The following is a 12,309-nucleotide window of genomic DNA, read 5'->3' as shown; positions in this document are numbered from 1 at the left end:
AATACAAGAGGAAAGACTCGTGGCCGATGCTATCGAAGAAAGCCGCTATGCCCGATTTGCCTTGCGTTGCTCCAACTTCGCCGAGCGCTGGTTCCCGGACTCCTGGGTGTTCGCCGCCCTTGCCGTGATCATCGTCGCCGTGGCGACCCTGGGCATGGGCGCTGCGCCCAGCGAAGCCGCCAAAGCCTTTGGTGACGGGTTCTGGAGCCTGATCCCGTTCACCATGCAGATGGCCTTTGTAGTGATTGGCGGTTATGTGGTCGCCAGTTCGCCGCCTGCGGTAAAGCTGATTGACCGCCTGGCGCGCATCCCGAAGAACGGCCGTTCGGCGGTGGCCTGGGTCGCGTTGATTTCCATGGTGGCCTCCTTGCTCAACTGGGGCCTGTCCCTGGTGTTCGGCGGTTTACTGGTGCGTGCATTGGCCCGTCGCACGGATTTGCGCATGGACTACCGCGCCGCTGGCGCTGCGGCCTACCTGGGCCTGGGTGCCGTATGGGCGCTGGGGTTGTCGTCATCGGCCGCGCAGTTGCAGGCCAACCCGGCCAGTTTGCCGCCGTCGATCCTGGCGATCACCGGGATGATCCCATTTACCGAGACCATCTTCCTATGGCAATCCGGCGTGCTGTTGCTGGCGCTGATCATCGTGTCGCTGATCATCGCCTACGCCACCGCGCCAGGCCCGAACAGTGCGCGGGATGCCAAGGCCTGCGGTGTCGACCCGGCATTCAACCTGCCCAAGCCGCAGGCGCCGACCCGACCCGGCGAATGGCTGGAGCACAGCCCGTTGCTGACTATTCTGCTGGCGCTGCTGGCGGCCGGTTGGTTGTTCCACGAGTTCTCGACCAAACCGGCGATCAGCGCCATCTCGGGGCTCAATACCTATAACTTTCTGTTCATCATGGCCGGCGCGCTCCTGCACTGGCGCCCGCGCAGCTTCCTCGATGCCGTGGCCCGCGCCGTGCCGACCACCACGGGCGTGCTGATCCAGTTCCCGCTGTACGGCTCGATCGCGGCGCTGATGACCGTGGTCAAAGGCGGCGACGGCCAGACCCTGGCGCACCACATCTCGCTGTTCTTCACTTCCATCGCGTCCCACGACACCTACGCCCTGCTGATGGGCGTGTACTCGGCGGTGCTGGGCTTCTTCATCCCCTCCGGCGGCGGCAAGTGGATCATCGAAGCGCCTTACGTGATGCAAGTGGCCAATGACCTGCAATATCACCTGGGCTGGGCGGTACAGATCTACAACGCGGCCGAAGCGCTGCCGAACCTGATCAACCCGTTCTATATGCTGCCGTTGCTGGGCGTGTTGGGGCTGAAGGCGCGGGACTTGATCGGGTTTTCGTTCGTGCAATTGCTGGTGCACACGCCGTTGGTGTTGTTCTTGCTGTGGGCGTTGGGGACGACGTTGACGTATTTGCCGCCGGTGATGCCTTAAAAGCGACTTCAAGCTGCAAGTTTTTAGCCTCAAGCTTGAAGCTTGAAATTTGCAGCTGCCTTAATTTCGTCACATTCCATTGCTACCGTCCTGCGAAACATCTTGCAACATCTCGCCAAGGACTCCCGCGCAATGAGTGACGAGCACGTAGACCGCCCTTCCACGGATTCGCTAGGCCAACCGCCGGTTGACACCAGTCGGCGGCGCTTCCTGGGGGGCGCGGCGGTACTGGGGGTGGGCGCGACCTTGAGTGCGTGCGGCAATACCGGCGAAGCACCGGGAAAACCGATGCCGCGCCCACTCACCTCGCAGGAGCTGGATAAAGCCTTGCGCGACAATGTGAAAACCGTCGTAGTGATCTACGCCGAGAACCGCAGCTTCAACAATCTGTTTGCAGACTTCCCCGGGCTGGAGAAACCTCTCTCGGCGCTTTCGGCGGCTGACGTTCAACAACGCGACCGCGATGGCAGCGTATTGGCCACCCTCCCCCCGACCTGGGGCGGCGTGCTGCAGGTGGGCCCGCAAAGCGTGGATGGCGTGACCTACCCGAGCGCCGTGCAATTCCAGGAGAACCTGCCCAACGCCCCGTTCGCCCTCAAGGGCCCGGATGCGCAGGACTTGCCGCTGAGCCTGGTGACCCGCGACTTGTGGCATGTGTTCTACCAGAACCAGATGCAGATCAACGGCGGCAAGAATGACGGTTTCGTTGCCTGGGGCGATTCCGGCGGCCTGGTGATGGGCCATTACGCCCAGAGCCGCTATTCCCTGCGCCTGTGGGACGTGGCCAAGGAGTTTGTGCTGTGCGATAACTTTTTCCAGGGTGCGTTTGGTGGCTCGTTCCTCAACCACCAGTACCTGATCAGCGCCACGGCACCGATCTATCCGAATGCCGCGCAATCGGTGGCCAAGGCGCAGATCGCCACGCTGCAAAGCGACGACCCTACAGACACGCGCCTCAAGCCCCTGGACACCTCGCCGGCCAGCGCCATGGCCGGCCCGCCGCAGTTCGGCCCCAGCGCCTTGACGCCGGACGGTTACGCCGTCAACACACTGGCTCCGCCCTACTGGCCAACCTGGATCCGCGACCCGCAGAACCCGGACTACGCCAAACCGGACCTGCCCAATGTGCTGGTGCCGCAAACCCATGAACACATTGGCGACAAGCTCTCGAAAAAGAACATCGACTGGGCCTGGTACGCTGGCGCCTGGCAAGCCACTCTGGAGCAATTCAAGGACTCGGGCGGTATCCCCAAGATTCCGAACTTCCAGTACCACCATCAGCCGTTCAATTACTTCAAGCAGCAGGGCCCCAAGAACCGTGCCGAGCGCGACAAACGCCTGCGCGACGGCGGGTTGGGCGATGAGTCGAGCACCAACAGGTTCTTCGCCGACGCCCAAGCCGGCAAGCTGCCCGCCGTGACCTTCTACAAGCCCCAGGGCAACCTGAACATGCACGCCGGCTATGCCGATGTGGCCTCGGGCGACCGCCATATCGTCCGCGCCTTGAAGGTGCTGCAGGAAAGCCCGCAGTGGAACAACATGGTGGTAGTCGTGACCGTCGATGAAAACGGCGGCTGGTGGGACCACGTGGCACCGCCCAAGGGCGACCGCTGGGGTCCGGGCACACGGGTTCCGGCCTTGGTGGTGTCGCCGTTCGCACGCAAAGGCACGGTTGACCACACGCTCTACGACACCGCGTCGATCCTGCGCTTGATCACCCGCGTGTTTCAGCTGGAAACCCTGGACGGCCTCAAGCAAAGGGATGCCGCGATGATCGCCCGCGGCCAGAAACCCATGGGGGATTTGAGCAATGCCTTGCAGTTCAGCGTGTAGGTTCACTTATCCAATCGCGACACACGTGGCGATTTAGCACGCGGTTTTCCCGGTCAGCCGCTACTGTGTGAGGGTGGGCTTTCATCCCGCGCAGACGGGCTTTCGCTGACAAGGAACCAATTATGTTCAAACCGACCAGGCTGTGCTTGACCCTGGCCGCACTGCTGGCCAGTGCGGTCGTACAGGCCGACATCGAAGTGCCGTTGGGCAGTACACAGCGTGTCACCCAGTTGTTCGCGTTTCCCAATAACTGCAACGTGATCTGTTTTCGGCCCTGGACGCTGGAGCAGACCGCCGAGCATTATTTGAACCAGAGCCTGCAACGTGACGGCTACAGCCGCGCCAAGGTCAGCGTCAAGGTGCATGACGGCCAGGTCGCGGCAACCTTCAGCGGCGTGCCGGACGGTTACGGCCAGCCCCTGACCACGCTGCTCGATACCGCAGACCTGGCTTACCGAGGTGCCAGCCAACTCAACAGCGACGGCAAGTGGGCCTATAACTGGTACTTGTTCCTGCCGCTGGGCATGGCCCTGGAAAACCGCAAAAGCATCGAGCTGCTGCACTTTCCGCCAGATTATTCGCTGACCCAGGCCCAGGATTACCTGGAATCGGCTACCACCGACCGCTGGGCGACCCTGCTCACCAGCAATGGCATTCCTGCCAGCGAAACGCCGGCCTACCAGACCATCATCGATATCGCCCCCATCGCCGCGCCGTCCAACGCGGGTAAAGACCTGGAAGCCGTCTACGGCTACTTCACCAATTACCAGACCCGCATGGTCAAGGAGTTGAGCCTGCGCCCCAGCGATTCGTTGCCGATGGTGGCCTTCGGCGCGCCGGTGCGCAGTTGGATCAAGCAACAATACGGGCAAACGGTGGCGGTGCTGGGCCTGGCGCAGATCAACCCGGAGCCGGGCAGGCCGGTCTCGGTGCTCGGCGCCAACCACCCAAGCTACATCTGGTACGCCGCCAGCCCGGACACGTATGACGGCAATGAGCAGAAGGCCGATGAGGCCGGCTTGAAAGTGATGGGCCAGGATCTGAGCGCAGCCTGCTGGCAAGCCGGCATGGGCCAGAAGCCCGCCAGCGACGCGAATGTATTGCTCAAGGCATGCATGAACACCTGGCAGGTCACACGCAAGGAGCAGACCTGCGAACTGTTCTATACCTCGGTGCGCAACCTGACCCCGGAGCAGGCCAACGCCAAATGCGCCACGCCCGCCATCAAAGACCAGCTGAAGCAGCTGCGCAGTGCAGCCCCGGCCCCCACCCTCGCACCGCCCGCGCTATGAGGAGCACCCAGGATTTCTACTGTCAGATTTGACAGTAGAAATCGGCTCTGACTTCGGTGAGTCTTGCGCGGCGCCCTTTTGCGCGAGCGTAAACGGACTTAGACTTCGCCCAACGGCCGCAGACGGTACTGCGGCGGCAGTTGCTCGAAGCCACTGATGGTGGTGTTCAAGCTCTTCCAGCGGCCGTCCTTGATGCCATAGATGCAGCCATGGATCGACAGGCTCTGCCCGCGGTGCCAGGCGTTTTGCACTATGCTGGTATGGCCGACGTTGGCCACCTGCTGAATCACGTTCAACTCGCACATGCGGTCGACGCGCTCTTCTTCGGTAGGCAACTGGGCCAACACGTCGCGGTTTTCGTAGTAGAGATCACGAATGGTGCGCAGCCAGCCGTCGATCAGGCCGAACTGACGGTCCTGCATCGCGGCGCGCACGCCGCCGCAGCCATAGTGGCCGGTGACGAGGATATGTTTGACCTTGAGCACATCGACTGCGTACTGGATCACCGACAGGCAATTGAGGTCGGTGTGCAGCACCACGTTGGCCACGTTGCGGTGCACGAACAGATCACCGGGCAACATGCCGACGATCTCGTTGGCCGGTACACGCGCATCGGAGCAGCCGATCCACAGGTATTCCGGGGTTTGCTGGCGGGCGAGCTTGGCGAAGAACTCGGGATCTTCCTGTTTGATCGCATCCGCCCAGCGTTCGTTGTTGTCTAGCAGGTCTTGTAGTTCGTTCATCAGGGAAAGCCTCAGGAATGATGCGCAGTTTTGTGACTGACAAGCCTTCGTCCAGGTCACGCCTTGCGCAAATTAGCTTGAATCTTTGCGGCGCAAAGCCTGTCCACACACTATAAGCCCCACAGTATGAGGATTGGCCATGACTGAATCACGACGTCCCTACGGCGCCACGCAGCCCGAACCCATTGATGATAACGAAGACCGCATGGGTTCGATGCGCGAGCTGGATTTTGATGAAGAAGACCAAACCGCGGAAATCGGCGATGAACTTCCACCTGGCGAACGCGAGCACCTGATGCCCGACGAACGGGTACGCGAGGCCGGGCTGACCGGGGCTTCGACGGATGACCATGAGTCGACCGATGATGATATGAGCCCGGAAACGCTGATCCATGAAGATGGCGCGCGAGATGCACGGGAGGAAGGTGAAGATAGCGCGGCGGATTATGACCTGAGCATCGTCGATGAAGATGAGATTGGCGGTGGGAACGGGTTGGATGAGGCCGAGTTGGCCGATCTGGACCCGCTCAACGGCAAGCGCTGACGACGCAGTTCAAAATGTGGGGGGCTCGTCAGTTAAGCGGAACTGGTCCCCTGCCCCTGTAGGAGCGAGCTTGCTCGCGAAAAACTCACAGGTACCGCGTTCATTCAGAAAACACGCGTTATCGTTGACGTTTTTCGCGAGCAAGCTCGCTCCTACAATTATTAGGGCTTGTCCCTTCCCACACACACCGGGTTCGGCGTTTAATCGATGAGGGTGCAGGCCATCACGACTGCGTCTTCGCGGCCGCCCACGGCTGGGTAGTAATCGCGACGACGGCCAATCTCGTTGAAGCCATAGCGCTCATACAAGCGGAATGCGCCGGTATTGCTGTCACGCACTTCCAGGAAACACTCACGAGCATTAGCCGCATACGCGCGGGACATCAGATGCTCCAGCAGCGCCAACCCCAAACCCCGGCCCTGATTCTCCGGCTTCACGGTGATATTGAGCAGATGCGCCTCATCAAGGATGATCTGCACCACGCCATGGCCCACCTGCTGCTCACCTTCGAACATCAGCCAGATCTGGTATTTGCCCAGCCCGTCGAGAAAGATGCCCCGGGTCCAAGGGTGGCTGAACGCTGCGTATTCGATCTTCAGCACGGCATCGAGGTCTGCCTCGGTCATCGGGCGGAAGGATAAAGCCTCACTCATCGGTTGTTTTCCAGCGCGCCATCAGCCGGCGCATGGCTTGCCAGATATCAGCCTTACGCTGTGGCTCTTCCATTAATAATTCCAGGCCCGGCAGGGCCCATACCGAACCCAGGCCTTCAACCAGCAGTTCGCGGTACCAGGCTTCGGCGTCCGCCTCACCGGCGAAGCGCACGGCCGGCAAGCCGATCAGCCACAGGCAGACGCACGGCTCGTCTTCCAGGCGTGCCGCAACAAAACTCTGTACAAAATCCCGCGCGGCGTCCGGGCCCTGGTCCATGGTGCCGCGCACCAGCAGTGGCCAGCGCACCGGGTCGCCGACAATTTGCGGGCTGTCGGGCAGGCCGGCGGCGCGCAGCATGTCCTTGAGCAGCAGGTAGGCCGGGTCGCGCGACTGGAAGCGTTCGCCGGTGGGCAATTCCACCAGCAGCAGGCAACGCCCGGCGCGCAGCAGTTGCAGGGCAAAGCGTGGCGGCGGCACGACCGGGGCCTTGGCCACCGGGGCAGCGTCTTCGGCGACCACTGCCTTGACCACCGGTGACGGGCGCGGCACCTCGATCTTCGTGCGCTCCACCGTCGGCCGCGTTTCAGGCACAGGCTTGATGACCGCCACCGGCGCCGCGGCTTCCTCGCCTGACGGCGCGAACGCCTCATAGGGCTCCGGCGCCTGCAACAGCTCGGGCCGCGACGGCGCGGCAAACGGCAGTTCGGTGCGGGGCAGCCAGTTGACCACCTGCATGGCGCTCAAGTAAGCGCGACGTCGGGACTCGGTAAGCACAGCTCAGCCACTTGTGGATAACTAAAGAGCGGGGATTCTACCGCTGTTCGGCAACAATCGCCCACTGCACACTGACCGGCTGTGGATAAATCCCGCGCCCGATGCAGTACAATCGCGACTTTTAATCGCCAACCAGCCGGCCTTTCCCATGATCGAACCCAAGCGCGTCCTGCGCGCCCTCGCCGAACACTGGGCCTTACTTGAGCCACTGTGCGAACACTTCGACCAAGGCACCCTGAGCCTGGGCGAACTGCGCGCGCAACTGGCCGCCCAACAATTGGACAGCACGCCCCAGGACATCACCAGTCTGCTGGACGTGTGGATTCGCCTGGATATCCTGGTGCCTGTGGCCAAGAGCCCGAACCGCTTCGAGCTCAACGCGCAGATCCACGACTTCCTGGCGTATCTTCGCAAGGAGCACCGGCTTGGCCTGTGCCTGGAAATCGAAGCCTACCTGCGTCACCTCGAGCGCCTGGCCGGTTATATCCAGGACGCTTTCGACATCCGTGACGGCCACGACCTGGCCCGCCAACTGCGCCTGCTGGATATGCGCGTGCGCGACGTGCTGAAAAAACTCGCCAACGACGAACAGGCCCTCGCCGCCGTGGCCGACCGCGCCAAGACCAGCGACCGGCAGATCCCGTTGCGCCAGCGTTACGCCGAGGTGTTGGCCACTTGGGACGAATACGTCGAACCGATGATCCAACTGGTGAACGCCGACGGCGCGTTCGAGCAAGGCGTGCGCAAGGTGGAAAACGTGCTGCTGCGCATGCTCACCGAGCAGCAGCGTCTGGGCCACCTGGTGGACGACGACATGCTGCTGCGCACCCACGCGCGCATCCTCGAGATGCAGACCAGCGCCCAGCTGACCCTGCGCCATGCGCGCGAGCTGTTGTTGCCGCTGCGCGAAGAAGCACGCCGGCACAACGCGGTGACCCGTGGCGCGGCGCTGGCCCTGTCGGCCATTCGCCGCAAAGGGCTGGACGCGGTGCCGCAGGCTGCCATGCCAATGTTCAGCCGGCCGCAAAGCACCTTCCTGGGCAGTGCCAGCCAGGTCGAAGCGTATGTGTATGCCCTGGCGAATTTCGAGCCGAAACCGGCGCGTTTCCCCAAGGCCCACAAAACCCACAAGGGCGAAGCCCCGCGCGCACCGCGAACGGTCAAGGAAATGCTCGAACGCTGCGAAGACGCGCTGCCGATGCCGGATTTGATGACCTGGCTGCTGGAGCAGGAGCCGGACGGCGCGACCGACGAATTGTTGTACTGGTTCTCGCGGCTCTCGCGGGAAAAACGCTTCAAGCGCGAGCGCCTGGAACGCCGCGATTACCACACCCACGAGCATCAGGTCAGCCTGCGCTCCTTCGCCCTGCTCCCGGCCAGCTCTGACGCGGCCGAGCATTCTGCGAGCATCCCAAATGCATCTTGATCTATCCGAACTGTCCCAGCTGGCGCCGATCTTTCGCGAGCTGTTCAAGGGCTACCACGTCAGCCGCCGCGACCCGGAGCTGTACGCGCAACTGTCGAACTTCCAGGACCAGTACCGCACGCTGTTCAAGGCCCTGGGCTTTGAGCTGGTCTGCGATACCCGTGGCTTCTACTACTTCGTGCCGGACTCCGCGATTGCCAGCGCGCAGGTGAACAAGACCGCCCAGCGCCTGGCGTTGTTCACCTTCATTCTCGTCGAGCACCTGGCCGACCAGGGCCGCGACCCGGTTGCCGTGCTCGATGGCGGCAGCCTGGGCCGCGATGAACTGCCGTCGTTACTGGAGAAATACCGCGACCTGTTTATCCAGGCCGAAGTGCAGACCCAGGAAGAACTCGAAGAAAAAATCATGCGCCGCATGACTCAGCTGGGTTTCGCCAGCGAAGACAACGGTATCTATCGCTTCCTGCCGCCGATGCACCGTTTCCTTGATGTATGCCTGTCGGTGCAGCAAGACCGCGACCTCGCCGCCAGTGTGCACAGCGTCTTGCCGTTGCCGGCGCCGGTGATCATCGACGAAGACAGCGATGAAAAACTGCTGAAGACCGATGACCCGCTGGACTTGAGTGACTTCGCCGAAGACAGCGAAGAAGACGCCCTCGCCCGCGCCATTGCCGAAGAACAGGAGACCGACGCATGAGTAAGGAACGCTACGGTATACGCCGCTTCGCCCTGTTGAATACCGCCGGCTACAGCCTGGGTTTGTTCCCGCTGGAAGAGCCACTGTCGGTGTATGGCGCGAACAACCTGGGTAAATCCGCGTCGATCAACGCTTTGCAGTTCCCGATCCTGGCGCGCATGTCGGACATGAGTTTCGGCAAGTACACCCTGGAGCAATCGCGACGCTTCTACTTTGCCACCGACACCAGCTACATCCTCGTGGAAGTCTCGCTGCCCCACGGCCCGCATGTGATTGGCGTGGTCGGGCGCGGCCCGGGCGGTGGTTTCGGTCATCAGTTCTTCGCCTATGCCGGCAAGCTGGACCTGGCCCACTATCAGAAAAACGACACCTGCCTGCGCCAGAAAGAGCTGTTCACCAACCTTGAGCGCGAAGGCCTGAAGGCCTATGAACTCAAGCCCGACGAACTGCGGCGCCTGTTGGTGGGCGGCCACACCTCGATCCCGCTGGACCTGACGCTGATCCCACTGCGCTCCACCAGCGAACAGAGTCTTAAGACCTTCCGCGCGTTGTTCATCAACCTGCTGCACATGCGCGAAATCACCGCAGCCAAGCTCAAGCAATTGTTCCTCGATGCGTTTGAACACAGCCTGCGCTCCGGCAGCGTCGATTACATCGCCGCGTGCGAAGAAGCCTTCCGCGATGTACGGCGCATGGAGCAGGACTACAACTCCCTGGTGGCCGCCGGGCCGTTGGTCGAAGCACTCGCCAATGGCGTGAAACAGCGCGACATTTTGCGCGGCAAATTGCATCGCCTGTCTCCGTTGCTCGATTCGCTGTTGGGCACCTGGTCGGATTACGCCAGTGCGCGCAAGGAAGAGCTGACGATCCAGGCCGAACACTATCGCAACGAGCAGGATGCGCTGCAGAACGACCAGCGTGGCGGCACCCAGGAGCTGATGCGCCTGGAACGTGAGATCAGCGGCATCCAACGCTGGTTGGGCGAGTTGTCGGTGCTCAAGCATCGCTTCGCGCTGGTCGATGATGTGCGGGTGCTGGAGCAACAACTGCTCGCGGCCAAGGACGCTCACGACGAATTGGCGGGTGCGCTGGCGCAGTCGCGTCAGTTCAGCGCCGAGGACCTGGACGAGCGTCTGCGTGACCTGGAAAAACGCTTGAAGTCGGTCAGGCAGCAGCTTGATCACGCGGACAACAACAGCTACGCCAAGCTGCGCGAAGAATTCTCGCAACAGGATGTCGAGCGCTTGATGCGCCTGTTCAACAGCGCGTTGTTCAGCCTGCCCTTGGGTGAACATGGCATCACGCTGGATGAGCAAGGTCAGTGGGTCAAATCCCTGGAACAGATCCTCGATGGTTTCAAGGGCGAGCGTTTCGAAGTGCCGGGGCTGTCCATCGACATCTCGCACATCGAACCACCGGCTTTGCAGGCCCTGGCGGATCGCGCGGCGTTGCGCGACCAGAAAGAGCGCCTGGAAAAAGAACTCAAGCAACTGAAAACCCAGCAAGCGGTCGCTTCCGACCGAGCGGCGAGCAAGACCCAGACCGAAGCGCTGTACCAGCAGGTATTGGACGCGCAGAAGGCGCTGGAAGATTTCCGCCGCACCCAGACCCTGAGCGCGGAGGAAGGCGAGAAGCTGGAACACCTCGCGCAGATGGAAGCGGCCCAGGACGAACTGAAGCGCTCCAGCGATGCGTTCACCGAGCGCGTCCAGCAGCTGTCGGCCAAGCTGCAATTGGTCGGCCGCCAGATCGGCGATATGGAAGCCAAGCAACGTACGCTGGACGACGCGTTGCGCCGGCGCCAGTTATTGCCGGCGGACCTGCCGTTCGGCACGCCGTTCATGGACCCGGTCGACGACTCCATGGACAACCTGCTGGCGCTGCTCAACGACTATCAGGACAGCTGGCAAGGCTTGCTGCGCGCCGACGGTCAGATCGAAGCGCTGTATGCGCAGGTGCGCCTCAAGGGCGTGGCCAAGTTCGACAGCGAGGATGACATGGAGCGCCGTCTGCAACTGCTGATCAACGCCTATGCGCATCGGACCGATGAGGCGTTGACCCTGGGCAAGGCGCGCCGCGCGGCCGTCACCGATATCGCGCGGACCTTGCGCAATATCCGTAGCGACTACGACAGCCTGGAACACCAACTGGCGTTGTTCAACCGCGAAATCAACAAGCGCCAGGTCTCCAACCTGCAGAGCTTTCGCATCGTGCTGGCGCCGAACAAGGAAGCCCTCAAGCATATCGACCAGATCATCCACAGCGCCGGTCAGTATGAAGAAGGCGAGACGTTGTCGGTGTTCGACCTCAGCCAGAGCGCCGAGCAGGACAACAAGAACGAAGAAGCCAAGGAATACCTGGCCCGCCTCGTGGCGGCCAACCATAACCAACTGGGCCTCAAGGACCTGTTCGAGCTGGCGTTCGAGATCACCAAGGTGAACGGCCAACCGGTGATTCATACCGACATCGACGGCGCCGCGTCCAACGGCACCACCATGACCATCAAGGCGCTGACCAACATGTACTTGTTGCTGCACTTGATGGACCGCGACCAGGCTGGTCGCGTGCGCTTGCCGTACTACCTCGACGAGGCGGCGGATATCGATGAGAAGAACCAGGCAGCGTTGCTGGAAACCAGCCTGCAGTTGGGCTTCGTGCCAATCCTGGCCAGCGTGAAGCCGCAGGTGTCTGCGCAGGTGGCGATCGACCTGGAAGGCGGCAGCGGGCCGAACGGCATCTACATTGATGAGGCGGACTGGAAATATATCCGTCGTCACGATGCGGTGAAGGCCACCCTGAACGTGCAGGCGGACGAGCCGGAGTTGGATGCCGTCTGACGTGTAGTGCTGAAAGGCAAAAAGGCCGCGATCGTTTGGATCGCGGCCTTTTTTGTGGGTTTTGCAGCGAG

The 12,309-nt window shown here is 62.0% G+C and carries 10 protein-coding genes; 7 read left to right on the top strand and 3 right to left on the bottom strand.

Going from position 1 to position 12,309, the window contains the following annotated elements:
- Positions 1 to 19 precede the first annotated feature (19 nt).
- The 3 genes from C4J92_RS03735 (at position 20) to C4J92_RS03725 (ending at position 4,563) form a co-directional block, all read left to right on the top strand.
- Positions 20 to 1,438, top strand: coding sequence for a short-chain fatty acid transporter (locus C4J92_RS03735; protein ID WP_124403001.1), 1,419 nt, complete (start codon positions 20 to 22; stop codon positions 1,436 to 1,438).
- A gap of 132 nt (positions 1,439 to 1,570) precedes the next feature.
- The gene (acpA, locus tag C4J92_RS03730; RefSeq protein ID WP_124403000.1) at positions 1,571 to 3,271 is read left to right on the top strand and encodes an acid phosphatase; all 1,701 of its coding nucleotides are present in this window, start codon (positions 1,571 to 1,573) and stop codon (positions 3,269 to 3,271) included.
- Between the two features lie 122 nt (positions 3,272 to 3,393).
- Positions 3,394 to 4,563 carry a hypothetical protein gene (locus C4J92_RS03725; RefSeq protein WP_124402999.1) on the top strand — a complete coding sequence of 390 codons (1,170 nt, stop codon included), beginning with the start codon at positions 3,394 to 3,396 and terminating at the stop codon, positions 4,561 to 4,563.
- Between the two features lie 98 nt (positions 4,564 to 4,661).
- Here C4J92_RS03725 and can read toward each other — a convergent pair whose 3' ends face one another.
- On the bottom strand, positions 4,662 to 5,306 hold the full coding sequence (gene can, locus C4J92_RS03720; protein WP_124361159.1) for a carbonate dehydratase: 645 nt from the start codon (positions 5,304 to 5,306) through the stop codon (positions 4,662 to 4,664).
- Between the two features lie 139 nt (positions 5,307 to 5,445).
- On the opposite strand from can, the gene C4J92_RS03715 reads away from it, so the two are divergent.
- Positions 5,446 to 5,850: a serine kinase/phosphatase gene (locus C4J92_RS03715; RefSeq protein WP_124402998.1), complete on the top strand. Its 405-nt coding sequence runs from the start codon at positions 5,446 to 5,448 to the stop codon at positions 5,848 to 5,850.
- Positions 5,851 to 6,050: 200 nt separating this feature from the next.
- Here C4J92_RS03715 and rimI read toward each other — a convergent pair whose 3' ends face one another.
- Complete coding sequence (rimI, locus tag C4J92_RS03710; protein ID WP_049710157.1) at positions 6,051 to 6,503, bottom strand: ribosomal protein S18-alanine N-acetyltransferase; 453 nt, start codon at positions 6,501 to 6,503, stop codon at positions 6,051 to 6,053.
- Positions 6,496 to 7,239, bottom strand: coding sequence for an energy transducer TonB (locus C4J92_RS03705; RefSeq protein ID WP_124405761.1), 744 nt, complete (start codon positions 7,237 to 7,239; stop codon positions 6,496 to 6,498). Before C4J92_RS03705 ends, rimI begins: the two co-directional genes overlap by 8 nt.
- Positions 7,240 to 7,426: 187 nt before the next feature.
- Here C4J92_RS03705 and mksB point away from each other — a divergent pair, with 187 nt between their 5' ends.
- Genes mksB through mksF form a run of 3 tightly spaced genes read left to right on the top strand, consistent with a single transcriptional unit; the run spans position 7,427 to position 12,238 of the window.
- Entirely contained in the window at positions 7,427 to 8,704 is a 1,278-nt protein-coding gene (mksB, locus tag C4J92_RS03700; RefSeq protein ID WP_124361157.1) for an Mks condensin complex protein MksB, read from the top strand.
- Positions 8,694 to 9,401, top strand: a complete 708-nt coding sequence (mksE, locus tag C4J92_RS03695) for an Mks condensin complex protein MksE (RefSeq protein ID WP_124365719.1) — start codon at positions 8,694 to 8,696, stop codon at positions 9,399 to 9,401. Before mksB ends, mksE begins: the two co-directional genes overlap by 11 nt.
- Positions 9,398 to 12,238, top strand: coding sequence for an Mks condensin complex protein MksF (mksF, locus tag C4J92_RS03690; protein WP_124402997.1), 2,841 nt, complete (start codon positions 9,398 to 9,400; stop codon positions 12,236 to 12,238). Before mksE ends, mksF begins: the two co-directional genes overlap by 4 nt.
- Positions 12,239 to 12,309: the final 71 nt, after the last annotated feature.

It is taken from the genome of Pseudomonas sp. R3-18-08, assembly GCF_003852065.1.
Classification (GTDB): Bacteria; Pseudomonadota; Gammaproteobacteria; order Pseudomonadales; family Pseudomonadaceae; genus Aquipseudomonas.
Note: the sequence above shows the minus strand (reverse complement) of the source record. Positions and strands in the feature narration are given on the sequence as shown.

Excerpts from the sequence above, each read along its gene's own strand:
- mksF (WP_124402997.1), top strand. The coding sequence starts at position 9,398 with ATGAGTAAGGAACGCTACGGTATACGCCGCTTCGCCCTGTTGAATACC.
- mksE (WP_124365719.1), top strand. The coding sequence starts at position 8,694 with ATGCATCTTGATCTATCCGAACTGTCCCAGCTGGCGCCGATCTTTCGC.
- C4J92_RS03705 (WP_124405761.1), bottom strand. The coding sequence starts at position 7,239 with ATGCAGGTGGTCAACTGGCTGCCCCGCACCGAACTGCCGTTTGCCGCG.
- mksB (WP_124361157.1), top strand. The coding sequence starts at position 7,427 with ATGATCGAACCCAAGCGCGTCCTGCGCGCCCTCGCCGAACACTGGGCC.
- can (WP_124361159.1), bottom strand. The coding sequence starts at position 5,306 with ATGAACGAACTACAAGACCTGCTAGACAACAACGAACGCTGGGCGGAT.
- C4J92_RS03715 (WP_124402998.1), top strand. The coding sequence starts at position 5,446 with ATGACTGAATCACGACGTCCCTACGGCGCCACGCAGCCCGAACCCATT.
- acpA (WP_124403000.1), top strand. The coding sequence starts at position 1,571 with ATGAGTGACGAGCACGTAGACCGCCCTTCCACGGATTCGCTAGGCCAA.
- C4J92_RS03725 (WP_124402999.1), top strand. The coding sequence starts at position 3,394 with ATGTTCAAACCGACCAGGCTGTGCTTGACCCTGGCCGCACTGCTGGCC.
- rimI (WP_049710157.1), bottom strand. The coding sequence starts at position 6,503 with ATGAGTGAGGCTTTATCCTTCCGCCCGATGACCGAGGCAGACCTCGAT.